We start from the raw sequence: 24,168 nt of genomic DNA on the forward strand, positions 1-24,168 counted from the left end.
GCACGGCGAAGGAGCATCCACATGTCATTACTGCACCATTGGGAACATGAGATCGACAAGGTCAAGGTCCGCCTGCATGGGTTGGTCACGCGGCTGGAGATGTCCTGGAAAAAACTCGTCAATGACCTGGAACCCGAGGAGTTCGAGGCCATCGTCAAGCTGTTGCAACGCGGTCACGACCAGGCCCGGCACGTGATCGAGCATGGCGACCTGCCGGACGACGAACCGGCGGTGCCGTGGGAACTGGCCCACGGCCTGTCGATTCTGAAGATCGGCAACGCCAAGCCCTTGCCGCAAAGCGAGGACGAGTTGCCGACCCGGGTACTCAAGGACGGCACGTTGCTGGGCTGTCGCAAATGGGAGCTGTTGGATCTGTTGTGGAGCGAGGCGCTGCTCAAGTGGATCGAGAACCTGCGCCACCACGCGACGTTCGGCACCACGCCGGCACTGGTGAAAATGGACAGCGACGTGGTGCTGGCCATCGCTGGCGACTGGGGCACCGGACCGTTCGACAGCCACGCCCCGGCGGTGGCGGTGGCCAATCAGATGCAACTGGCCCAGGCTGATTTCACCATTCACCTGGGGGATGTCTACTACGCCGGTTCACATTCCCAGGAGGATGTTGACATGGTCGGCTGGCCCCAGGGCAAACATGGCTCGTTCACCCTCAATTCCAACCACGAGATGTACAGCGGTGCCCATGGCTATTTCAAGGAGCTGGCCAAGCGCTTTCCGGGACAGCAGGGCACCAGTTACTTCGCCTTGTACAACGACGACTGGCTGGTGGTCGGCCTCGACAGCGCCTACGCCTCGGACGCCATGAACCTGTACATGGACGGCACGCTCAACAGCCAGCAGATCGACTGGATGAAAAGCCTGCCCAAGCGCAAGAAGCTGATGGTGCTCAGTCACCACCAGGGGTTCGATATTTCCGGGCACAACAAGACCGCGCTATACCAACCGGTGTGCGATGCACTGGGCCGTGAGCCGGATTACTGGTACTGGGGTCACCTGCACAACGGTATCTGCTACGCCACCCAGGGCGGATTGCACGCACGTTGCGCCGGGCATGGGGCGATTCCCTATGGCACCACCAGCGAACTGAACGGGCATGCGCGGGTATTGTGGTCGGAAACGGAACTGGCCGGGGATGAGGTGTATCCGGAGCGAGTATTGAATGGGTATGTGAAGGTGCGGCTGGTGGGGGAGAACATCGAAGAGACGTTCTATGGCGAGGATGGGTCGGTGCGGTGGTCTTCGAAGTGATCGGTGCTGCTTAAGCCGCTTTCGCGAGCAAGCCCGCTCCCACATCAGTCCGGTGTGGGAGCGGGCTTGCTCGCGAAGCTTTTGCTTTTAGGCCTGGACCTTGATGCCCTTGAGGTACGGCGCAGGCTCGGCGCCCAGGTTGTTCAGCATGCGGCCGCTGTACCAGTCCACGAAGTTGACCACGCCAAACTCATAGGTCTTGGAGTATGGGCCCGGCTGGTAGGCCGTGGAGTTGATGCCGCGCTGGTTTTCCTCGGCCAGGCGACGGTCCTGGTCGTTGGTGGCGTCCCAGACTTCGCGCATGCGCGCCACGTCGTAGTCCACGCCTTCGACCGCGTCTTTGTGCACGATCCACTTGGTGGTAACCATGGTTTCCTGGGCGCTGATCGGCCACACGGTGAACACGATGATGTGGTCGCCCATGCAGTGGTTCCAAGAGTGCGGCAGGTGCAGGATACGCATCGAGCCCAGGTCCGGGTTCTTGATGCGGCCCATCAGTTTGGCGCAGCCCTGCTTGCCGTCCATGGTCATCGACACGGTGCCCTTGAGCAGCGGCATGCGCACGATGCGGTTACGCAGGCCGAAGCTGGCGTGGGCGTAAGGGATCTTCTCGGCTTCCCAGGCGGCGGCGGAAGCGGCCACGTGGTCCTTGAACGCCTGGTCGGCGCGCGGATCGGTGACGTCGTCCCATTCCAGCAGGGTCTTGAGCAATTCCGGGTGCGAGCCGCCGCAGTGGTAGCACTCGCGGTTGTTTTCCAACACCAGTTTCCAGTTGGCCTTTTCCATCAAGGTGGTTTGCACCGCCACCTTGGTGTTTTCCATGTCGTAGGGCTCCATGTAATGGGCCAGGGTCGACAGGAAATCATCGATGGCCGGCGGATTCTCTGCCAGGCTGATGAAGATGTAGCCGCCGGCGGTTTTCACGTTCACCGGCTTGAGGCCGTACTGCTTCATGTCGAAGTCGGCGCCCATTTCGGTGCCGGCGAACAGCAGGCGACCGTCCAGCTCGTAGGTCCATTGGTGGTAATGGCAGACCAGCTTGGCGACCTTGCCCTTGTCGCTGGTGCACAGGCGCGAGCCACGGTGACGGCAGACGTTGTGGAAAGCGTGGACCACACCATCAGCGCCGCGGATCACGATGATCGGATTCTTGCCTACTTGCAGGGTCAGGTAGTTGCCCTTGGCCGGGATCTCGCAGGTCATGCCGGCGATCAGCCATTCCTTCTGGAAGATCTCCTGCATGTCGATGTCGAACAGGCGCTCGTCGCTATAGAATGGCTGCGGCAGCGAATAGGTGCGCTCGCGCTCCTGCAGCATCTGCACGGTGGCCTTGCGTGCGGGTTCCAGTGGATCGCCCAGGCTCAGGGTTGTGGTCACGTCCATCGTTTTATCCTCATGGCCATCTGTGTGGCCGGCGAAATATGGCTAATCGGTTGTGCTACGCAAGGCAGAAAACGTTGTTTGTCTGTTGGGGCGAGTGTGGGGCCGCGCCGGGCTGGAACCTTATCCATGGGCGACATGGCCCAATCTGTTCCCGACGCGCCAGAGCCGGTAGTTAGGGGCTGGTCGCGATAAGTATGTGAATGTCGCGAATAGGTAAATGGCTGTTTCGGCGCCTGAGCACAATCACAACCATGAAGGCCGACAGTCGGCCGTGGAGATCAGCATGTCCAATAATTTCCTGAACCCGGTCACCACCCAGACCTGGGCCAATGGCCGACATATCGTGCGTTGCGTCAAAGTCATCCAGGAAACCTGGGATGTGCGCACATTCTGTTTCATGGCCGACCAGCCGATCATGTTCTTTTTCAAGCCCGGGCAGTTCGTCACCCTGGAGCTGGAAATCGAAGGCCAGCAGGTCATGCGCTCCTATACCATTTCCAGCTCGCCGTCGGTGCCCTACAGTTTTTCGGTGACCATCAAGCGCGTGCCGGGGGGCAAGGTTTCCAATTGGCTGCACGACACCCTGCACGAAGGCCAGGAACTGGCCGTGCACGGGCCGGTGGGGTTGTTCAATGCCATCGACTTCTCTGCCCCGAAGGTGCTTTACCTCAGCGGCGGTGTCGGCATCACCCCGGTCATGTCCATGGCGCGCTGGTACTACGACACCAACGGCAACGTCGACATGGTGTTCATTCACAGCGCCCGTTCGCCCAAGGACATCATCTATCACCGCGAGCTGGAACACATGGCGTCGCGGATCGACAACTTCAGCCTGCACCTGATCTGTGAAAAGCATGGCCTGGGCGAACCCTGGGCCGGCTATCGCGGCTACCTGAACCACAAGATGCTGGAGCTGATGGCGCCAGACTTCATGGAGCGCGAAGTGTTCTGCTGCGGCCCGACGCCGTACATGAACGCGGTCAAGCGCCTGCTGGAAGCCGCCGGCTTCGACATGAAGCGTTATCACGAGGAATCCTTCGGCGCCACGCCGCCGGAAGCCCGCGCCGACGCGGTTGAACAGGCCGAGCAAGCCGCCGATGCCCCCGAGGTCGATGCTGCGGACCTGCACCTGGTGGAATTCACCTCCTCCGGCAAGAGTATCCGCGTGGCTCCGGGAGAGACTGTACACGCCGCCGCCGCCAAGCTCGGCATGATGATCCCCAAGGCCTGCGGCATGGGCATCTGCGGCACCTGCAAGGTGTTGAAGCTGGGTGGGGAAGTGGAGATGGACCATAACGGCGGGATCACCGAGGACGACGAGGCCGAAGGCTATATCCTGTCGTGCTGCAGTGTGCCGAAAGGGGATGTGCGGATCGAGTTCTGAGTCGATCGCATGGGGCGCTGAAACCGGAACGCGGAGCGTCCCGAGATGCATTCCCACGCAGAGCGTGGGGAACGAGGTGGCAGGTATTGTGCTGATCGTTCCCACGCTCCGCGTGGGAATGCCGCCAGGGACGATCCGCGTCCCAGCTTCCCAGCCGTCTGCACGCTACCATCGTTGAATCTCGATCAAGCCTTCCATCCCCGCATAATTGCGCGCACTGGAATACCGCCAATGTTCCGGTAATTCCACATACCCACGCTTCACCGGGTTGAAGTGGATGTAATCCAGCTTTTGGCGCATGACCGTTTCGCTATGAATCTGCTCAGCATGTGAGCCTTCCTGCCAAAGCTGATATACCCGGTCCTGCTTATGTGCCCGCTTGCTGAACCTCAGGCGTTGCAGCGCTCGCTCTGCGCCTTTGCTCCGCAGGTCATCAATGATCTGGCGAGTTCGTTTGCAGGCCGAACGCGGAGCGTCCGTGGAGGCATTCCCACGCAGAGCGTGGGAATGATCAGCAGGCCAGGCGCCAGGCCTCAGGCGCTCATCACTTCCCGAATATCCGCCGCCAATTCCCTTACCCGCGCTTCTTCGGTATCCCACGAGCACATGAACCGTGCGCCGCCCTTGCCGATGAAGGTGTAGAAGCGCCAGCCCCGTGCCGTGAGGGCGGCGATGGCGGGTTCCGAGAGTTGCAGGAATACGCCGTTGGCCTGGACCGGGAACATCAGTTCCACGCCAGGGATGTCGCTGACCAATTGTGCCAGCAGTTGGGCGCAGTGGTTGGCATGGCGGGCATGCTTGAGCCAGGCGTCGTTTTGCAGCAGGCCGACCCAGGGGGCGGAGAGGAAGCGCATTTTCGATGCCAATTGCCCGGCCTGTTTGCAGCGGTAGTCGAAGTCCACTGCCAGGTCGTGGTTGAAGAACAGAATGGCTTCACCCACCGCCATGCCGTTTTTGGTGCCGCCGAAGCACAACACGTCCACGCCCACTTTCCAGGTCAGGTCTGCCGGTGAGCAGCCGAGGAAGGCACAGGCATTGGAAAACCGCGCGCCGTCCATATGCAGGTTCAGCCCCAGCTCCTTGCAGGTATTGCTGATGGCGCGGATTTCGTCCGGGGTATAGATGCTGCCGACTTCCGTTGCCTGGGTCAGGGTCACGACCCGGGGCTTTGGATAGTGGATGTCCTGGCGTTTGAGGGCGATTTCACGGATCGAGTCAGGCGTCAGCTTGCCGTTTTCAGTACGTGCCAGCAGTAGCTTGGAGCCGTTGGAAAAGAATTCCGGTGCGCCGCATTCGTCGGTTTCGACGTGGGCGGTTTCCGAGCAGATCACGCTGTGGTAACTCTGGCACAGCGAGGACAGCGCCAGGGAGTTGGCCGCGGTGCCGTTGAACGCGAAGAACACTTCGCAGTCGGTTTCGAACAGGGTGCGGAAATCGTCCGCCGCCCGATGGGTCCATTCATCGTCACCGTAGGCGCGTTGGTGGCCCTGGTTGGCTTCTTCCATGGCAGCCCAGGCTTCGGGACAAATGCCGGAATAGTTGTCGCTGGCGAACTGTTGACTCTTGTCGGTCATGGCCTTGCTCCTGGAGTAGAGGTCCTGGGTAAAGATCCCTGGCAGAAACTCCCGGGTGGGGAGTTTCATGGTTCGGCGTGTTTGATCAACGGCGCCGTGGTCGATATTGGTGCGCACTTTACCCAAGATTAGTGGGGGAACACACCGGATGTTTCTGTCAGGAAATCACAAAGTCGCCGAACGACTGTGCACATGAACCGGCGTGACGGGGCCTTGGACCTGCTCAAATGGCTGGCTTTGTTGGTGATGGTGCTCGATCATCTGCGATATGTCGGTTTTTCCGCCGATTGGCTCTATGTGCCGGGACGCCTGGCGTTCCCTGGGTTCTGTCTGGCGATGGCGGCAAACCTGGTCCGGGACGGGGTCGGTGTCATGCCTTGGCGTTATCTGGGCTGGCTGTTGCTGTTCAGCGCGATCAGTGAAATCCCTTATCGACTGTTCATCCCTGATCCCTCCACGTTGAATGTATTGCCGACGCTGATCCTGGGGCTGCTGGTGGCGCGCGGCTGGCAGGTGCCGCAATGGGAGGCCCGATGCCTGGCGTTGGGGGCGTTGCTGCTGGCGGCACTGTGTGCTTCACGACTGATGTTCGGTTTCTTTGGCGTGCTGCTGCCCCTGGCGATGTTGCTGGTGTTTCGTCGGCCCTGGTACTTCGCATGGTTGCCTGGGCTGGTGTGCCTGGCGGCCAACCAGTGGCGGGTGCTCTATGGCGCCGCGTGGCTGGGGAATGAGGTGGCGGTATGGGGCATGCTGGCTTGCCTGTTTGCGCCAGGGCTCGGGCTGTTGCTCTTGCGCCGGGCGGGGCGTTGTCATCCACCGGCGATGCGGCGCTGGGCGTATGCCCTGTATCCCGGGCACTTCCTGGTGTTACTCGCGATCCGCCTGATCGCCGCGTAGCGCGTGTTACCCAGGGCGCTGTGGCGAGGGGATTTATCCCCGCTGGGTTGCGGAGCAGCCCCAAAAGCGCCCAACTCAATCAATATCACACACGCAGACGTCTGGTTTCAGGGCCGCTTCGCGCCCCAGTGGGGATAAATCCCCTCGCCACAATGATTGCGTCATATGCCATGTCGTAAACGCGCCTTTGCGTGGCGTCCATAGGCATTTGACCTGCCTGCGCCAGCCATACCATCGCATCCAAAGGGCACTGTCGAACGGGCGGTGCCTCACCAAGACAAAAAGGCGTACCGACGCCGCTGGGAGAGACGCGATGTTCAGCAAGCAAGACCAAATCCAAGGTTACGATGATGCACTGCTGGCGGCGATGAACGCCGAAGAGCAACGCCAGGAAGATCACATCGAACTGATCGCGTCAGAGAACTACACCAGCAAGCGTGTCATGCAGGCCCAGGGCAGCGGGCTGACCAACAAATACGCCGAAGGTTATCCAGGCAAGCGCTACTACGGTGGCTGCGAACACGTCGACAAGGTCGAGGCCCTGGCCATCGAGCGCGCCAAGCAACTGTTCGGCGCCGATTACGCCAACGTCCAGCCGCACTCCGGTTCTTCGGCCAACAGCGCCGTGTACCTGGCCTTGCTGCAAGCTGGCGACACCATCCTGGGCATGAGCCTGGCCCACGGCGGTCACCTGACCCACGGCGCTAAAGTGTCGTCCTCGGGCAAGCTCTATAACGCCGTGCAGTATGGCATCGACACCACCACCGGCTTGATCGACTACGACGAAGTCGAGCGCCTGGCGGTCGAGCACAAACCGAAAATGATCGTGGCCGGTTTCTCGGCTTACTCCAAGACCCTGGATTTCCCACGTTTCCGTGCAATCGCCGACAAGGTCGGTGCCTTGCTGTTCGTCGACATGGCCCACGTCGCTGGCCTGGTGGCCGCCGGTCTGTACCCGAACCCACTGCCTTACGCCGACGTGGTCACCACCACCACCCACAAGACCCTGCGTGGTCCGCGTGGCGGCCTGATCCTGGCCAAGTCCAACGAAGAAATCGAGAAGAAGCTCAACGCCGCGGTATTCCCGGGCGCTCAGGGCGGCCCGCTGATGCACGTGATCGCCGGCAAGGCGGTGTGCTTCAAGGAAGCGCTGGAGCCTGGCTTCAAGGCCTACCAGCAGCAAGTGATCGAAAACGCCCAGGCCATGGCTGGCGTGTTCATCAAGCGCGGCTACGATGTAGTGTCCGGCGGCACCGATAACCACCTGTTCCTGGTCAGCCTGATCCGTCAGGGCCTGACCGGCAAGGACGCCGATGCCGCCCTGGGTCGCGCTCACATCACTGTCAACAAGAACGCTGTGCCGAACGACCCGCAGTCGCCATTCGTAACGTCGGGCCTGCGCATCGGTACTCCGGCGGTGACCACCCGTGGTTTCAAGGTTTCCCAGTGCGTGACGCTGGCCGGCTGGATCTGCGACATCCTCGACAACCTCGGCGACGCCGATGTCGAGGCCAATGTCGCCCAGCAAGTGGCAGCCCTGTGCGCGGACTTCCCGGTTTATCGCTGAGTCGGTTTTGGAGTAATGACTATGCAACGCTATTCGGGCTTCGGCCTCTTCAAGCACTCTCTCAGCCATCATGAAAACTGGCAGCGGATGTGGCGTACGCCGACACCGAAAAAGGTCTACGACGTGGTTATCGTCGGTGGTGGCGGGCATGGTCTGGCGACCGCCTACTACCTGGCCAAGGAGCACGGCATCACCAACGTGGCCGTGGTCGAGAAAGGCTGGCTGGGCGGCGGTAACACCGCGCGCAATACCACCATCGTGCGCTCCAACTACCTGTGGGACGAATCGGCCCACCTGTACGAACATGCGATGAAACTCTGGGAAGGCCTGTCCCAGGACCTGAACTACAACGTGATGTTCTCCCAGCGCGGTGTGTACAACCTGTGCCACACCCTGCAGGACATCCGCGACTCCGAGCGTCGGGTCAACGCCAACCGCCTCAACGGCGTGGACGGTGAGCTGCTCAACGCCAAGCAAGTGGCCGACGAGATCCCGTACCTGGACTGCTCGAAGAACACCCGCTACCCGGTGCTGGGCGCGACCGTCCAGCGTCGCGGCGGCGTGGCCCGTCACGATGCCGTGGCCTGGGGCTTTGCCCGTGCCGCCGATGCCCTCGGTGTGGACTTGATCCAGCAGACCGAAGTGATCGGTTTCCGTAAGGAAAACGGCGTGTGCATCGGTGTGGAAACCAACAAGGGCTTCATCGGCGCCAAGCGCGTCGGCGTGGTGACCGCCGGTAACTCGGGGCACATGGCCAAGCTGGCCGGCTTCCGCCTGCCGATCGAGTCCCACCCGCTGCAAGCGCTGGTGTCGGAGCCGATCAAGCCGATCATTGACAGTGTGATCATGTCCAACGCCGTGCACGGTTACATCAGCCAGTCCGACAAGGGCGACCTGGTGATCGGCGCCGGTATCGACGGCTGGGTCGGCTACGGCCAGCGCGGTTCGTACCCGGTGATCGAACACACCATCCAGGCCATCGTCGAGATGTTCCCGGTGCTTTCGCGGGTGCGCATGAACCGTCAGTGGGGCGGTATCGTCGACACCACGCCGGACGCCTGCCCGATCATCTCCAAGACGCCGGTGCCGAACATGTTCTTCAACTGCGGTTGGGGTACCGGTGGCTTCAAGGCTACCCCGGGCTCGGGCAACGTGTTTGCCGCCAGCCTGGCCAAGGGTGAAATGCACCCACTGGCCGCACCGTTTTCCATCGACCGTTTCCACAACGGTGCGCTCATCGACGAACATGGCGCTGCTGCCGTCGCCCACTAACAGGAGAAATCCCTATGTTGCACATCTTCTGTCCTCACTGCGGCGAACTGCGCTCCGAAGAGGAATTCCATTCGTCCGGCCAGGCGCACATCCCGCGTCCACTGGACCCGAACAGCTGCACCGACGAGGAGTGGGGCGACTACATGTTCTTCCGCGACAACCCTCGCGGCCTGCACCATGAGTTGTGGATCCACGCTGCCGGTTGCCGCCAGTACTTCAATGCGACCCGCGACACCGTGACCTACGAGATCCTGGAAACCTACAAGATCGGCCAAAAGCCGCAATTCACTGACAAGGCTGACAGTCCGAAAGCGGCCGCACAGGCTCTGGGAGAGAAGGTATGAGCCAGATCAATCGCCTGTCCAACGGCGGACGGATCGACCGCAACAAAGTACTGAGCTTCACCTTCAACGGCCAGACCTACAAAGGCTTCGAAGGCGATACCCTGGCCGCTGCACTGCTGGCCAACGGCGTCGACATCATTGGTCGCAGTTTCAAGTATTCCCGTCCACGGGGCATCTTCGCCGCCGGTGCGGAAGAGCCGAACGCGGTGCTGCAGATCGGCGCCACCGAAGCCACGCAGATTCCTAACGTGCGTGCCACGCAACAGGCGCTGTACCAGGGTCTGGTCGCCACCAGCACCAACGGCTGGCCGAGCGTGAACAACGACGTGATGGGTATTCTCGGCAAGGTCGGCGGCAAGATGATGCCGCCGGGCTTCTACTACAAAACCTTCATGTACCCGCAATCGTTCTGGATGACTTACGAAAAGTACATCCGCAAGGCCGCCGGCCTGGGTCGCTCGCCGACCGAGAGCGATCCGGATACCTACGACTACATGAACCGTCACTGCGACGTGCTGATCGTCGGTGCCGGCCCTGCGGGCCTGGCCGCCGCTTTGGCCGCCGGTCGCAGCGGTGCACGGGTGATCGTGGCTGACGAGCAGGAAGAGTTCGGCGGCAGCCTGCTCGATTCCCGCGAGAGCCTGGACGGCAAGCCGGCGACCGAGTGGGTCGCGGCGGTGGTGGCTGAGCTGCGTTCGATGCCGGACGTATTGCTGTTGCCACGTGCCACGGTGAACGGTTACCACGACCACAACTTCCTGACCATCCACGAACGCCTCACCGACCACCTCGGTGACCGCGCGCCGATCGGCCAGGTGCGTCAACGCATCAACCGCGTTCGCGCCAAGCGCGTAGTACTGGCCACCGGTGCTTGCGAGCGTCCGCTGGTCTACGGCAACAACGACGTGCCTGGCAACATGCTGGCCGGTGCGGTCTCTACCTACGTGCGTCGCTACGGCGTGGCACCGGGCAAGAAGCTGGTGCTGTCCACCAACAACGACCACGCCTATCGCGTTGCGCTGGACTGGTTCGACGCCGGCCTGCAAGTCGTCGCCGTCGCCGATGCCCGCAGCAACCCACGCGGCGCGCTGGTGGAAGAAGCCCGCGCCAAAGGCATCCGCATCCTCACCGGCAGCGCCGTGATCGAGGCCCGTGGCAGCAAGCGCGTGACCGCTGCCCGCGTCGCCGCGATCGATGTGCGCGGACAAAAAGTCACCAGCCCCGGCGAATGGCTGGACTGCGACCTGGTCGCCAGCTCCGGCGGCTACAGCCCGGTGGTCCACCTGGCTTCGCACCTGGGCGGCAAGCCGATCTGGCGTGAAGACATCCTCGGTTTCGTACCGGGCGAAGCACCGCAGAAACGCGTATGTGTCGGCGGCGTGAATGGCGTCTACAGCCTTGGCGATACCCTGGCCGATGGTTTCGAGGGCGGCGCACGCGCGGCCAGCGAAGCCGGTTTCAAAACCGTGGAAGGGGTGCTGCCTAAAGCCCTGAGCCGCCACGAAGAGCCAACCCTGGCGCTGTTCCAGGTGCCGCACGAAAAAGCTACCGCACGGGCGCCGAAGCAGTTCGTCGACCTGCAGAACGACGTCACCGCCGCCGCTATCGAGCTCGCTACCCGCGAAGGCTTCGAGTCGGTGGAGCACGTCAAGCGCTATACCGCACTGGGCTTCGGTACCGACCAGGGCAAGCTGGGCAACGTCAACGGCCTGGCCATCGCGGCCCGTTCGCTGAACGTGAGCATCCCGCAGATGGGCACCACCATGTTCCGTCCGAACTACACGCCGGTGACATTCGGCGCGGTGGCCGGTCGGCACTGCGGGCACATCTTCGAGCCGGTTCGCTTCACCGCGCTGCATGCCTGGCACGTGAAGAACGGCGCCGAGTTCGAAGACGTCGGCCAGTGGAAGCGCCCTTGGTACTTCCCAAGGAACGGCGAAGACATGCATGCCGCGGTCAAGCGTGAATGCAAGGCCGTGCGCGAAAGCGTCGGCCTGCTGGACGCCTCGACCCTGGGCAAGATCGACATCCAGGGCCCGGACGCCCGTGAGTTCCTCAACCGCATCTATACCAACGCCTGGACCAAGCTCGACGTGGGCAAGGCTCGCTACGGCCTGATGTGCAAGGAAGATGGCATGGTGTTCGACGACGGCGTGACCGCCTGTGTCGCCGACAACCATTTCATCATGACCACCACCACCGGCGGCGCGGCCCGTGTGCTGCAATGGCTGGAGATCTACCAGCAGACCGAATGGCCGGACCTGAAGGTGTACTTCACCTCGGTCACCGACCACTGGGCAACCATGACCTTGTCGGGGCCCAACAGCCGCAAACTGTTGAGCGAAGTCACCGACATCGACCTGGATCGTGACGGCTTCCCGTTCATGACCTGGAAAGAAGGCCTGGTGGCTGGCGTACCGGCGCGGGTGTTCCGGATTTCGTTCACCGGCGAACTGTCGTACGAAATCAACGTGCAGGCCGACTACGCCATGGGCGTGCTCGAGAAGATCGTCGAGGCCGGCAAGAAGTACAACCTGACCCCGTACGGCACTGAAACCATGCACGTATTGCGGGCCGAGAAAGGCTTCATCATCGTCGGCCAGGACACCGACGGCTCGATGACCCCGGATGACCTGAACATGGGCTGGTGCGTGGGCCGTACCAAACCGTTCTCGTGGATCGGCTGGCGTGGCATGAACCGTGAAGATTGCGTGCGTGAAAACCGCAAGCAACTGGTGGGCCTCAAGCCCATCGACCCGAATGTCTGGCTGCCGGAAGGCGCGCAACTGGTCTTCAACCCCAAGCAGGCGATCCCGATGACCATGGTGGGCCACGTGACCTCCAGCTACGCGCACAACTCCCTGGGCTATTCGTTCGCCATGGGTGTGGTCAAGGGCGGCCTGAAGCGCATCGGTGAGCGGGTTTTCTCGCCGCAGGCCGATGGCAGCGTGATCGAGGCAGAGATCGTTTCTTCGGTGTTCTTCGATCCGAAGGGTGATCGGCAGAATATTTGATACCTGATCGTTCCCACGCTCCGCGTGGGAATGCATCCCGGGACGCTCCGCGTCCCAAAGCGGACGCAGAGCGTCCATGGCGGCATTCCCACGCAGAGCGTGGGAACGATCAACTCAAGACAGGTGCTATATGACAGCAGCCAATGTTTACCAACAACGCCCAACCACCGGGGCCAAAGCCGAGTCGTCGTTGCATCATGCCGACCTCGCCAGCCTGGTGGGCAAGGGGCGCAAGAACGCCGGCGTGACCGTGCGCGAGAAAAAACTCCTGGGTCACCTGACCATCCGTGGCGATGGCCACGATGCGGCATTTGCCGCGGGCGTGCACAAGGCCCTGGGCATCGAATTGCCGGGCGCGTTGAGCGTGATCGTCAAGGGTGAGACCAGTTTGCAATGGATGGGGCCGGATGAATGGCTGCTGGTCGTGCCGACTGGTGAAGAGTTCGCCGCCGAAAAGAAACTGCGTGAAGCCCTGGGCGACCTGCACATCCAGATCGTCAACGTCAGCGGCGGCCAGCAGATCCTCGAACTGTCCGGTCCGAATGTGCGCGATGTGCTGATGAAATCCACCAGCTACGATGTACATCCAAGCAACTTCCCGGTAGGCAAGGCCGTGGGCACAGTGTTCGCCAAGTCGCAACTGGTGATCCGCCACACCGCTGAAAACACCTGGGAACTGCTGATCCGTCGCAGCTTCTCCGATTACTGGTGGCTGTGGCTGCAGGATGCGTCGGCTGAGTATGGCTTGAGCGTACAGGCCTGACTTGAGTTGATCGTTCCCACGCTCTGCGTGGGAACGCATCCCGGGACGCTCGGCGTCCCCAAAGGCGGACGCAGAGCGTCCATGGCGGCATTCCCACGCAGAGCGTGGGAACGATCAGAGGAGTATCACGAATGAGCCGCGCCCCGGATACATGGATTTTGACTGCCGACTGCCCCAGCGTGCTCGGCACTGTGGACGCGGTGACTCGCTTTCTGTTCGAGCAGGGCTGCTATGTCACCGAGCACCACTCCTTCGACGACCGGCTTTCGGGACGTTTCTTCATTCGTGTGGAATTTCGCCAACCCGATGGTTTCGACGAGCAGGATTTCCGTACCGGCCTGGCCGGGCGCGCCGAAGCCTTTGGCATGGTCTTCGAACTGACGCCGCCCAACTACCGGCCGAAAGTGGTGATCATGGTGTCCAAGGCCGATCACTGCCTCAACGATTTGCTCTACCGCCAGCGCATTGGCCAGTTGTCCATGGACGTGGTCGCGGTGGTGTCCAATCACCCGGACCTCAAGCCGCTGGCCGACTGGCACCAGATTCCCTACTACCATTTTCCCCTGGACCCGAACGACAAGCCGGCCCAGGAGCGGCAGGTGTGGCAGGTGATCGAAGACACCGGCGCCGAGCTGGTGATCCTCGCCCGCTACATGCAGGTGCTGTCGCCGGAGCTGTGTCGCAAGCTCGACGGCAAGGCGATCAACATCCACCACTCCCTGCTGCCTGGCTTCAAGGGCGCGAAACCGTATCACCAGGCCTACAACAAAGGCGTGAAGCTGGTCGGTGCCACGGCGCACTACATCAATAACGACCTGGACGAAGGCCCGATCATCGCCCAGGGCGTGGAGGTGGTGGACCACAGTCATTACCCCGAGGACCTGATTGCCAAGGGGCGGGATATCGAAGGGCTCACATTGGCCCGGGCCGTGGGATACCACATTGAACGGCGGGTTTTCCTGAACGCCAATCGTACTGTCGTTCTTTAGATGCTTGGCGGCGCTCTGGGGCCCGTTGGCGAGCAGTTCTTCTTTGATAATCCCAGTACTAATCCGAGCACAAACGCGCTGCCTGCCTGGGTGACGCAGTTCCACAAAAACAACAGCGAGGTGAAAGCATGTCCGGTAATCGTGGTGTCGTCTATCTCGGCAACGGCAAGGTCGAAGTACAGAAGATCGACTATCCAAAAATGCAGGACCCGCGTGGCAGAAAGATCGAGCACGGCGTCATCCTGCGCGTGGTATCCACCAACATCTGCGGCTCCGACCAACACATGGTGCGCGGCCGTACCACCGCCCAGACCGGCCTGGTCCTGGGTCACGAGATCACCGGTGAAGTGATCGAGAAGGGCAGCGACGTCGAGAACCTGAAGATCGGTGATCTTGTGTCGGTACCGTTCAACGTCGCGTGCGGTCGTTGCCGTTCCTGCAAGGAACAGCACACCGGCGTCTGCCTGACCGTCAACCCGGCCCGTGCCGGTGGCGCCTACGGCTATGTCGACATGGGTGACTGGACCGGCGGCCAGGCCGAATACGTGCTGGTGCCATATGCTGACTTCAACCTGCTGAAACTGCCGGACCGTGACAAGGCCATGGAGAAAATCCGCGACCTGACCTGTCTGTCCGACATCCTGCCTACCGGTTACCACGGCGCAGTGACTGCCGGCGTGGGGCCTGGCAGCACCGTGTACATCGCGGGTGCCGGTCCGGTCGGCCTTGCTGCTGCGGCTTCTGCTCGTCTGCTGGGCGCGGCAGTGGTCATCGTCGGCGATGTCAACCCGGTTCGCCTGGCTCACGCCAAGGCCCAGGGTTTCGAAATTGCCGACCTGTCCAAGGACACCCCGCTGCATGAGCAGATCGCTGACCTGCTGGGCGAGCCGGAAGTTGACTGCGCTGTCGACGCCGTGGGCTTCGAAGCCCGTGGTCATGGCCATGAAGGTGTCAAGCAGGAGGCTCCGGCCACCGTGCTCAACTCCCTGATGCAAGTGACCCGTGTCGCCGGCAAGATCGGTATCCCTGGCCTGTACGTCACCGAAGATCCGGGCGCGGTCGATGCCGCCGCCAAGATCGGTGCCCTGAGCATCCGCTTCGGCCTCGGCTGGGCCAAGTCCCACAGCTTCCACACCGGCCAGACTCCGGTGATGAAGTACAACCGCGCGCTGATGCAGGCGATCATGTGGGACCGCATCAACATCGCGGAAATCGTCGGCGTACAGGTGATCAGCCTGGACGACGCGCCGAAAGGCTACGGCGAGTTCGACGCCGGTGTACCGAAGAAATTCGTGATCGACCCGCACAAGCTGTTCAGCGCGGCGTAAGGCTGTAGGCAAGACGGAAAAAGGGCGACAGTGATGTCGCCCTTTTTATTTGCGATTTATTTGTCTTTGGTCAGGGTCAGCTCTCGGGTATAGATCACGTTGCCCTGATTGTCTTCCTGGGGATTGCCCCTGTATTGGCAGGTGTCCCCCGTGGGGGAAATGGAGACTGCTTTGAGATTGTGGCTCAGGAAGTCGTCTGAGTTGGATTGAAATTGTGACCCCGACCAAGTGCCTCCGTTTGCATCGGTCGCGGTGTATTTGAAGCCTTCATTATGTGGAGGCGGATAGGATGACGACGCATGAGAAGACTTTATAGTGCCCGGCTGAGGGCATGATGCGATCGTCGAGGCGTGCACAAGGCCAGGTAAAGCCAGCAGCGCAAACATACCGGCAAGTATCAACTTGTCCATAACAGGTACTCCGCTATTCGAAGGGTGATGGTGCTGGCGCTATTCTTTCTTCAATCTTAAATAGGGCGTCGACTTTTCGTTGCCTATAACAACATCTTTTCCGCCGTAGTCGCAGACCTTTCCATTGTCAGAGATTTTCTCTGCCTTCAGCTCATACCTGGGATCCAGGAAGTCATCGGCAGTTGATGACACCTGACCCGTCCAGCCACCCGGGGCCGTGTATTGGAAGCCTTCACCATGAGGGGGCGGAAGGTCCGGATCCGTGTAAGGCGTTGATTTGATATCGCTGACTTCTGGACAGGATCCGATATCCGCGGCATGGGCATTACCTATCAGCCCCATTGTCAAAAGCACGCCGGTGAGGATTATTTTGCACATTCGATGTACTCCGTTACTTGGTTACAGCCCGGATGTTCATCGATAGACAGACCCTCGCCTACTGTCAGAGCTGACAGCACTCAAGGCCGATAAGAAATAGGCTCGCTCGTTTTTATATCCAAGTGTCCGTTCCATTTCCTGTCAGGGATGGATAATCCACTTCAAGGCTGGGTTACGGTTGCCGTTTTGACCCGCTCGCAGAAGTCGGGGTAGAAACCCCAGACATTCGTGTCCTGACATTCATGCTGGGCCTGGGTCAGCGCATCCCTGTCGAATGTGAGGCTTCCAGGTGCGCTGGCGAAGGTGATATAGCCATCCCTTTGGGTCTTGATCCCATCGAATCCTCGCATGTCGTAAACCAGTTCAACGTCGTCGTCGGCAAGGAGTCGAGCCTTGACTGTCACTTGGGCGTACTGCTGGCCCCCGGGGGCGTCATTCAGTGCGGCGAGTCCATGACCAACAACGCGTAACAGCCGGGGAACCCAACCCTCGTCGGTCCCGGCGGCGCCCGGGCGATAAGTCACGGTAAGCGTTTGCTGGTCGCGGGTGACCGCGGTCAGGGACGGGTCGTAGCGCTTGATGCGGTGCTCGATGGTCAGCCAGGTCTTCTGCTCCTCGCTGACACCATCGGCCAATTCCGGATTCAGCGGCCCTCTCAGGCATTCGTTGATACCTAGCGCGATCAGCATGCCCGCCAGGATCACCGCGAGGGTGGCGCCACCAATTTTTATGTCCATAGGCAAACTCTTCAGAGGGAGGCGCACTGTACGGTATCAGCGGACTCCGGGTCATCTGCCTGCGGCGGCTAAGCGATAGATCAATCAGAAACTCAGGTTGAAGTCGTCAGCACCAATGAGCTTGCACACCTCAAGGGCAAGATTTTCGCAGCGCCGATTCGTCCACGCTGAAACAGGCGGCTGTATCTGAAGATACTGCAGCGCCAGGTTGACGGATGCGTATGCGCAAGTGAGGGTCGTACTGCCCGGTGTTGTTGGGGCGTCAATGTCATGGAGAGCAAACTCGGCGCCGTTGAGTTTCATGGATGCCGGATCGTCCATGTTAATGACGCTCTGACTTGCCCACTCTCGTTCATCCTGCACTTCGATGGACTTAACCTCCCAGGGTTTGATGTGTTCAGTGATATTCGCAATGGCAGGACAGGTTATTTCGCCGGCCCTGATATGGTCGATAAACAATAGAAGTAACCACGTGCATCCCGTCAGCGTAATTTTCATGTCCAGGCTCCATTGGCTCCAATAGAACATGGTCGTCATTGGCGCCGATCGGGCTACTGTCAATCCTGACAGTTTTTTATGTCCATTCAGAATATGCGGAGCCGTTCATAGCGCTTTCGGCGATGACTGGCATGTGGGCACGCGGAACGATCCTGGCCCTCCTCAGTCCAATCCACGATTTTATGCCGCCCTTATCGGGCGGCTTTTTCATGGTTCAAGAGGGCGTTCGCAATGAAGGTTTCACGCGGTTTCGCACTGTCCTGTCTGCTGTCGCTGGCGGCCGGTCCGGTCTTCGCGCAGTTCAGCCTCAGTGATGCGGCCAATGCGGTGGCGGCCATGCAGGGCGGACGGGGTGAGCAGGGGGAGGGCGCCGTAGCCGCCGCGCCCGAAGCCGCCGGGCTGCTCAACACGTTGGGTTCGGAGCTGAAGATCACGCCGGAACAAGCCATCGGCGGTGCCGGCGCGATGTTGGGGCTGGCAAAGAACCGTCTCAGCGAGCCGCAATTTTCCGAGCTGAGCCAAAGCGTGCCGGGCCTGGACCAGATTGCTGGCAACAGTGCCATCGGTGGACTCAATGGCCTGGGTGGCCTGCTCGGTGGCGGTTCGCAGAAGAATGCCCTGCTCGATGGCCTGCTGGGCAACGTCAAGGACACCAGGGACCTGAACAATGCCTTCAGTGCCTTGGGCATGGACAGCGGCATGATCGGCCAGTTTGCTCCGGTGATCCTCCAATACCTCGGTCAGCAAGGCGTGGCCGGTTCATTGCTGCAGAACCTCGGTGGCATCTGGGGCACTGGTGCCGGCATCTGATCAGCGGCGCTCGTCGAGCAAGGCGACGATGCGTCGGTCTTTTTCGGTCCAGAGCTGGTTGACCCAGTTCTGGATGTGCTGGCGAAACACGGGATCGTTTTCGTAATCGCCTTGCCACAGCGCAGGGTCCAGCGGGCGGGTCTGGATGTCGATGATGACCCTTGGCACAGAACCGCTGATCAGGTCCCAGAACCCCGGAATCCGCGCCTGCGGATACACCACGGTCACATCCAGGATCGCGTCCAGTTGTTCGCCCATCGCTGCCAGCACGAACGCGACGCCACCGGCCTTGGGCTTGAGCAGGTGGGCAAAGGGTGATTGCTGCTGCTGGCTCTTGGCGGCGGTAAAGCGTGTCCCTTCGAGGTAGTTCACCACGGTGACGGGCTGGCGCTTGAACAGCTCGCAAGCCGCCCGGGTGATTTCCAGATCCTTTCCGGCCAGTTCCGGGTTCTTCGCCAGGAAGGCCTTGGTGTAGCGCTTCATGAACGGATAGTCCAGCGCCCACCAGGCCAGTCCCAGGAACGGTACCCAGATCAGCTCTCTCTTGAGGAAAAACTTGAAGAACGGTGTGCGCCGGTTGAGGACCTGGATAAGGGCGGGAATGTCCACCCATGACTGGTGATTGCTGATGACCAGGTAAGAGGTATCGCCACGCAAGCCTTCGCCACCGCGAATATCCCAGCGGGTGGGAATGCACAGGGCGAAGATCAGTTTGTCGATCTCGGCCCAGGTTTCGGCGATCCACATCACCGCCCACGAGGCGTAGTCGCGAAAGCGTCCGGGCAGGATCAGCTTGAGCAGCGCGAACACCATCAGCGGCCCGAACAGCACCAGGGTGTTGAGCAACAGCAGCAGGGTGACGAAACAGCCGGTGAGCAGGCGGCGCATAAATGACTCTTGCAAGCGGGTGGGCGGGCCATGATAAGCAGCTTCGGGCGGCAGGCCAAATTGAGCCGGACGAATGTTTCACCTTCTGACCGGTATGCTGGGTTTCCAAACAGGCTTTGCCATTACCCCAATCGGGGCGCTTCGCTGTTGCGCGGGAGTAAGCTCCCTCGCCCAGACCGAACGAATCCACCGCCCACGGTCTAAAAAACCACCCCCACAGGAGCCCTATTGCATGAAATCCCTTCTCGCCCTGTTTTCCCTGGTGGCCCTTCCCGTGCTGGCCGCCGAACCGACCCTTTATGGGCGTTACGAATACATCGCGCTGCCGGAAATCGGTGGTGAAGTGCTCAAGGCCAAGATGGACACCGGGGCCCTGACCGCCTCGCTGTCGGCCAAGGACATTGAAACGTTTACCCGCGACGGTGATGACTGGGTGCGGTTCCGCCTGGCGACCAAGGACGCGAGCAACAAGGTCTTCGAGCACAAGATCGCGCGTATCAGCAAGATCAAGACCCGTTCCGAGGAGGATGAGGACGAGGACGAAAAGATCGCCCCCACCAAACGTCCGGTCGTGGACCTGGAACTGTGCCTGGGTAACGTCAAGCGTACCGTCGAGGTCAACCTGACCGACCGCAGCAGCTTCAATTACCCGCTGCTGATCGGCGCCAAGGCCCTGCGCGAATTCGGGGCGGCGGTGAACCCGGCCCGACGTTTCACGGCGGACAAGCCCGACTGCTGATTTCCCCGATTGACGTGCCCCGAGGCTTGGGGCACCGTTCCGGCAACTTTACTGTCGGGCTCGCAAGACATGCCTCATATTCTGATCGTCGAAGACGAAGCCGCCATCGCTGATACGCTGGTGTTCGCCCTGCAAGGCGAGGGCTTCGAGACCACGTGGCTGAGCCTTGGCGTTGCCGCGCTCGAGCACCAGAAAAACACCCCCGCGGACCTGATCATCCTCGACGTAGGGCTGCCAGATATCAGCGGTTTCGAGACTTGCAAGAATCTCAGACGTTTCAGCGACGTTCCGGTCATTTTTCTGACAGCTCGGGATGGTGAGATCGACCGGGTCGTGGGCCTGGAGATCGGCGCCGATGATTACGTAGTCAAACCCTTCAGCCCTCGCGAGGTGGCGGCCAGGGTCCGCGCCATCCTCAAGCGGGTAGCGCCAGCGCCTCGCCCGGCCACGGAACTGGGCACGGCGTTGTTCCAGGTGGACAGCGATCGCGTGCAGATCAACTATCGCGGCAAACCGCTGAACCTCACTCGCCACGAGTTTCGCCTGCTGAACTGTCTGCTGGAGCAACCGGAGCGGGTATTCAGTCGCGAACAACTGCTCGACGCCCTGGGCGTGGCCAGCGACGCCGGCTACGAGCGTAGTATCGACAGCCATATCAAGAGCGTGCGCGCCAAGTTGCGCCTGGTCAGGGCCGAGGCCGAACCGATCCAGACCCATCGTGGCCTCGGCTACAGCTACAGCCCGGGGCACAGCTGATGCCGCTGGGGATCCGCATCTTTCTGGTCTATGTGCTGTTCATCGGCCTGACCGGGTATTTCGTGCTAGGCACGGTGATCGAGCAGATCCGTCCCGGCGTGCGTCAGTCCACCGAGGAAACCCTGGTGGACACGGCCAACCTGATGGCCGAGATCCTGCGGGACGATTTCAAGGCCGGGACCCTCAACCAGAATCGCTGGCCACAGTTGCTCAAGGCCTACGGCGAGCGTCAACCGGCGGCGACGATCTGGGGCCTGCCGAAGAACCAGGTCAGCCATCGCATCTATGTCACGGATGCCAGGGGCATCGTGGTACTCGACTCCAGCGGTGTGGCCGTGGGCCAGGACTATTCACGCTGGAACGATGTCTACCTGACCCTGCGCGGTCAATACGGCGCCCGCTCGAGTCGCAGCGTGGCGGATGACCCGAGTTCTTCAGTGATGCACGTCGGTGCGCCGATCCGTGATAACGGCCGGATCATTGGCGTGGTCACCGTGGCCAAGCCCAATAGCTCGCTGCAGCCTTATATCGACCGCACGGAACGGCGACTGCTGCTCTACGGGGTCGGCTTGATCGGCCTCGGCCTGGTACTGGGGGCGTTGCTGTCGTGGTGGCTCAGTTCGGCGCTGCGCCGCCTGACCGCCTATGCCCAAGCCGTCAGCCAGGGGCAACGGGTGGAAGTGCCGCATTATCGCGGTGGCGAGTTCGAGCAACTGGCGCACGCCCTGGAGCACATGCGCACGCAGCTCGAAGGCAAGGCTTACGTCGAGCGCTACGTGCACACCCTGACGCACGAACTCAAGAGCCCGCTGGCGGCGATTCGCGGCGCCGCCGAGCTGTTGCAGAGCGACATGCCCGCCGCGCAGCACCAACGCTTTGTCAGCAACATCGACAGTGAAAGCGTGCGCATGCAACAACTGATCGAGCGTTTGCTCAACTTGGCCCAGGTCGAACAGCGCCAGGGGCTGGAAGAACAGGTCGCGGTGCCGCTGGCGGGGTTGCTGGAGGAACTGATGGAGGCCCGTAGTGGCTGGATCGAACGCCGGCAATTGCGGGTCGAGCGGCACATCGCCGCCGACCTGGCGCTGACCGGCGAGGCGTTTCTGTTGCGCCAGGCCCTGGGCAACCTGCTGGACAACGCCCTGGATTTCACTCCTTCAAACGGGTTGTTGCGCATCAGTGCCGGGCGCAGCGGCAATCGTATCGAGATCCGCCTGTTCAACCAGGCCGAGCCGATTCCCGATTACGCCCTGCCGCGTCTGAGCGAACGTTTCTATTCCCTGCCGCGTCCGGACAGCGGCCGCAAGAGTACCGGCCTGGGGCTCAACTTCGTGACGGAAGTGGTGCAGCTGCATGGCGGTGAGTTCGGTATCGGCAATGTCGAGGGCGGGGTGGAAGTGGTGCTGCGGCTGCCCTGAAAGCCAATCTGTCGGTCAATACACACCTTGTGGGAGCGGGCTTGCTCGCGAAGGCGATGAACCAGTCGACACTGTTGTCACTGACCCACTGCCTTCGCGAGCAAGCCCGCAGGTTCTCCAGTCTCCACACAATCTCCACATTGCCCACATAAACAGCCCACACAGCGCCGCCAGACTCTTCCCATTCGAACAGGGAGAGCCCCACATGAACCGCAGCCTCGCCATAAAACTGGGCATGATCGCCCTATTGATTCTCTTGTTGATGATTCCGCTGTTGATGATCAACGGCCTCATCGACGAACGCCAATCCCTGCGCGACGGTGTATTGCAGGAGATCGCCAGCAGCTCCAGCCACAGCCAGCAACTTATCGGGCCGATGATCGTGGTGCCGTTTCGCAAGGATGTGCGGGTCTGGAACACCAACGAGAAGACTGGTGTGCGTTTCCTGGAAACCGTCGAGCAGAGCGGTGAATTGTATTTCCTGCCGGAGCAGTTCGAACTCGACGGCCAGGTCCGGACCGAGACCCGTGCCCGAGGGATCTACGAGGCGCGGTTGTTCCACGCCGAGAACCGGATCGATGGCCGCTTCAAGGTGCCTGAGCGCTATGGCCTGGCCGCCAAGGATCTGGCCGATTACCGCTTCGACGAACCCTACCTGAGCGTGGGCATCAGCGACATCCGTGGTATCGAGAATGCACTGACCCTGAAACTCAACCAGCAGTCGGTGGATTTCTTGCCCGGCTCGCGGGTCGGCTGGCTGGGGCAGGGGGTGCATGTGCCACTGCCGATGGTCAACGCCCAGAACAGTGCCGAACTGACCTTCGGTTTCGATCTGAGCCTGCAAGGCACCGGTGAGTTGCAGATTCTGCCGGTGGGCAAGACCAGCAAGGTCCACCTGACCGCCGATTGGCCGCACCCGAGCTTCATCGGCAACTACTTGCCTGTCAGTCGCGACATCAACGAGAAAGGCTTCAGCGCCGACTGGCAGACCTCGTTCTTCTCTACCAACCTTGAAGAGGCGCTGCAGAACTGCGTGTCGGGCGAGAGCTGTGAAACGTTTCGCAGCCGTGCCTTCGGCGTGAGCTTCATCGACCCGGTGGACCAATACCTCAAGAGCGACCGGGCGATCAAATATGCATTGCTGTTCATCGCCCTGACGTTCGCCGGCTTCTTCCTGTTCGAAGTGCTCAAGAGTCTGGCGGTGCACCCGGTCCAATACGCTCTGGTGGGTGTGGCGCTGGCCTTCTTCTACCTGTTGCTGCTGTCACTGTCGGAGCACATCGGCTTTGCTCCGGCGTACCTGTTGTCGGCCAGCGCCTGTGTACTGCTGATCGGGTTCTACGTCTGCCATGTACTGCGCAGTGTGAACCATGGCCTGGGTTTCTCGGCGGGGTTGGCGGCGCTGTATGCCTTGCTCTACGGCCTGTTGAGCGCCGAAGACTACGCACTGTTGATGGGCTCGCTGTTACTGTTCGGCCTGTTGGGTGTGTTCATGGTGCTGACCCGCAAACTGGACTGGTACGGGGTCGGATCGAAGCCTGCGCCTGTCATGACTTTCGATCTGGGGGAGGTGAAATGAGCCGGTCGCTGGGGTTGCGGGAGGATCGGCGGGAGCGGGCGAGGCTGGTGGCATTGATTGCCGGGCTGTTTCCTTTGGACTTGTGTCGGCCTCTTCGCGAGCAAGCCCGCTCCCACAGGCCCGGCTCAGATCCTGTGGGCGCGGGCTTGCCCGCGAAGAGGCCGGCACAATCGA

22 protein-coding genes and 1 pseudogene are annotated in these 24,168 nt (G+C 61.2%); 15 read left to right on the forward strand and 8 right to left on the reverse strand.

Features of this window, described 5'->3' with window-relative positions:
• Positions 1-21: 21 nt before the first annotated feature.
• On the forward strand, positions 22-1,266 hold the full coding sequence (locus FBY02_RS09445; protein ID WP_144926429.1) for a metallophosphoesterase: 1,245 nt from the start codon (positions 22-24) through the stop codon (positions 1,264-1,266).
• Between the two features lie 87 nt (positions 1,267-1,353).
• Here the strand turns inward: FBY02_RS09445 and gbcA are convergent, their stop codons facing one another.
• On the reverse strand, positions 1,354-2,649 hold the full coding sequence (gene gbcA / locus FBY02_RS09450) for a glycine-betaine demethylase subunit GbcA (RefSeq protein WP_047702354.1): 1,296 nt from the start codon (positions 2,647-2,649) through the stop codon (positions 1,354-1,356).
• 283 nt (positions 2,650-2,932) lie between these two features.
• Here gbcA and gbcB point away from each other — a divergent pair, with 283 nt between their 5' ends.
• Positions 2,933-4,033 carry a glycine-betaine demethylase subunit GbcB gene (gene gbcB, locus FBY02_RS09460; RefSeq protein WP_144926432.1) on the forward strand — a complete coding sequence of 367 codons (1,101 nt, stop codon included), beginning with the start codon at positions 2,933-2,935 and terminating at the stop codon, positions 4,031-4,033.
• Between the two features lie 165 nt (positions 4,034-4,198).
• Here the strand turns inward: gbcB and FBY02_RS28355 are convergent.
• Positions 4,199-4,480 (reverse strand): annotated as a pseudogene (locus FBY02_RS28355) (transposase); the annotation flags it as partial.
• An 86-nt stretch (positions 4,481-4,566) separates the two neighbouring features.
• Positions 4,567-5,607 (reverse strand): low specificity L-threonine aldolase, encoded by a 1,041-nt coding sequence (locus FBY02_RS09470; protein ID WP_144926435.1) that lies wholly within the window; start codon positions 5,605-5,607, stop codon positions 4,567-4,569.
• A gap of 192 nt (positions 5,608-5,799) precedes the next feature.
• Between FBY02_RS09470 and FBY02_RS09475 the strand changes: the two genes are divergently transcribed.
• From FBY02_RS09475 to fdhA, 8 genes are all read left to right on the forward strand, one after another.
• Positions 5,800-6,504, forward strand: a complete 705-nt coding sequence (locus tag FBY02_RS09475) for a TraX family protein (protein WP_144926438.1) — start codon at positions 5,800-5,802, stop codon at positions 6,502-6,504.
• Positions 6,505-6,817: 313 nt separating this feature from the next.
• Entirely contained in the window at positions 6,818-8,071 is a 1,254-nt protein-coding gene (gene glyA, locus FBY02_RS09480; protein WP_047702350.1) for a serine hydroxymethyltransferase, read from the forward strand.
• Positions 8,072-8,092: 21 nt separating this feature from the next.
• A complete protein-coding gene (locus FBY02_RS09485; RefSeq protein WP_144926441.1) occupies positions 8,093-9,343 on the forward strand; it encodes a sarcosine oxidase subunit beta family protein in 1,251 nt (416 codons plus the stop codon).
• Positions 9,344-9,357: 14 nt separating this feature from the next.
• A complete protein-coding gene (locus FBY02_RS09490; RefSeq protein WP_024779445.1) occupies positions 9,358-9,687 on the forward strand; it encodes a sarcosine oxidase subunit delta in 330 nt (109 codons plus the stop codon).
• Positions 9,684-12,701 (forward strand): sarcosine oxidase subunit alpha, encoded by a 3,018-nt coding sequence (locus FBY02_RS09495; protein WP_144926444.1) that lies wholly within the window; start codon positions 9,684-9,686, stop codon positions 12,699-12,701. The genes FBY02_RS09490 and FBY02_RS09495 overlap by 4 nt, the downstream gene beginning before the upstream one ends.
• Before the next feature lie 130 nt (positions 12,702-12,831).
• Positions 12,832-13,464, forward strand: coding sequence for a sarcosine oxidase subunit gamma (locus FBY02_RS09500; protein WP_144926448.1), 633 nt, complete (start codon positions 12,832-12,834; stop codon positions 13,462-13,464).
• A gap of 131 nt (positions 13,465-13,595) precedes the next feature.
• Positions 13,596-14,453, forward strand: coding sequence for a formyltetrahydrofolate deformylase (purU, locus tag FBY02_RS09505; protein WP_144926451.1), 858 nt, complete (start codon positions 13,596-13,598; stop codon positions 14,451-14,453).
• Positions 14,454-14,581: 128 nt separating this feature from the next.
• Positions 14,582-15,781: a formaldehyde dehydrogenase, glutathione-independent gene (gene fdhA / locus FBY02_RS09510; protein WP_047702345.1), complete on the forward strand. Its 1,200-nt coding sequence runs from the start codon at positions 14,582-14,584 to the stop codon at positions 15,779-15,781.
• A gap of 56 nt (positions 15,782-15,837) precedes the next feature.
• Here fdhA and FBY02_RS09515 read toward each other — a convergent pair whose 3' ends face one another.
• The 4 genes from FBY02_RS09515 to FBY02_RS09530 form a co-directional block, all read right to left on the reverse strand.
• Positions 15,838-16,191 carry a hypothetical protein gene (locus tag FBY02_RS09515; RefSeq protein ID WP_144926454.1) on the reverse strand — a complete coding sequence of 118 codons (354 nt, stop codon included), beginning with the start codon at positions 16,189-16,191 and terminating at the stop codon, positions 15,838-15,840.
• Between the two features lie 39 nt (positions 16,192-16,230).
• Positions 16,231-16,569, reverse strand: a complete 339-nt coding sequence (locus FBY02_RS09520) for a hypothetical protein (RefSeq protein ID WP_178112008.1) — start codon at positions 16,567-16,569, stop codon at positions 16,231-16,233.
• Between the two features lie 161 nt (positions 16,570-16,730).
• On the reverse strand, positions 16,731-17,306 hold the full coding sequence (locus tag FBY02_RS09525; RefSeq protein WP_144926457.1) for a hypothetical protein: 576 nt from the start codon (positions 17,304-17,306) through the stop codon (positions 16,731-16,733).
• Positions 17,307-17,390: 84 nt separating this feature from the next.
• On the reverse strand, positions 17,391-17,804 hold the full coding sequence (locus FBY02_RS09530; RefSeq protein WP_144926460.1) for a DUF3757 domain-containing protein: 414 nt from the start codon (positions 17,802-17,804) through the stop codon (positions 17,391-17,393).
• A 231-nt stretch (positions 17,805-18,035) separates the two neighbouring features.
• Between FBY02_RS09530 and FBY02_RS09535 the strand changes: the two genes are divergently transcribed.
• On the forward strand, positions 18,036-18,614 hold the full coding sequence (locus FBY02_RS09535) for a DUF2780 domain-containing protein (protein WP_144926463.1): 579 nt from the start codon (positions 18,036-18,038) through the stop codon (positions 18,612-18,614).
• Here FBY02_RS09535 and FBY02_RS09540 read toward each other — a convergent pair whose 3' ends face one another.
• Positions 18,615-19,502: an acyltransferase gene (locus tag FBY02_RS09540; RefSeq protein ID WP_144926466.1), complete on the reverse strand. Its 888-nt coding sequence runs from the start codon at positions 19,500-19,502 to the stop codon at positions 18,615-18,617. It lies immediately after the preceding gene.
• Between the two features lie 232 nt (positions 19,503-19,734).
• Between FBY02_RS09540 and FBY02_RS09545 the strand changes: the two genes are divergently transcribed.
• The 4 genes from FBY02_RS09545 to creD all read left to right on the forward strand — a co-directional run bounded on the left by FBY02_RS09545 (position 19,735) and on the right by creD (position 23,994).
• The gene (locus FBY02_RS09545) at positions 19,735-20,241 is read left to right on the forward strand and encodes an ATP-dependent zinc protease (protein WP_144926469.1); all 507 of its coding nucleotides are present in this window, start codon (positions 19,735-19,737) and stop codon (positions 20,239-20,241) included.
• Between the two features lie 69 nt (positions 20,242-20,310).
• Complete coding sequence (gene creB / locus FBY02_RS09550) at positions 20,311-20,997, forward strand: two-component system response regulator CreB (protein ID WP_047702340.1); 687 nt, start codon at positions 20,311-20,313, stop codon at positions 20,995-20,997.
• On the forward strand, positions 20,997-22,415 hold the full coding sequence (gene creC / locus FBY02_RS09555; protein ID WP_144926472.1) for a two-component system sensor histidine kinase CreC: 1,419 nt from the start codon (positions 20,997-20,999) through the stop codon (positions 22,413-22,415). Before creB ends, creC begins: the two co-directional genes overlap by 1 nt.
• Positions 22,416-22,620: 205 nt before the next feature.
• Positions 22,621-23,994 carry a cell envelope integrity protein CreD gene (gene creD, locus FBY02_RS09560; protein WP_144926475.1) on the forward strand — a complete coding sequence of 458 codons (1,374 nt, stop codon included), beginning with the start codon at positions 22,621-22,623 and terminating at the stop codon, positions 23,992-23,994.
• Positions 23,995-24,168 lie beyond the last annotated feature (174 nt).

Origin of the sequence: Pseudomonas sp. SJZ078 (assembly GCF_007828255.1) — a bacterium.
Taxonomy (GTDB): domain Bacteria; phylum Pseudomonadota; class Gammaproteobacteria; order Pseudomonadales; family Pseudomonadaceae; genus Aquipseudomonas.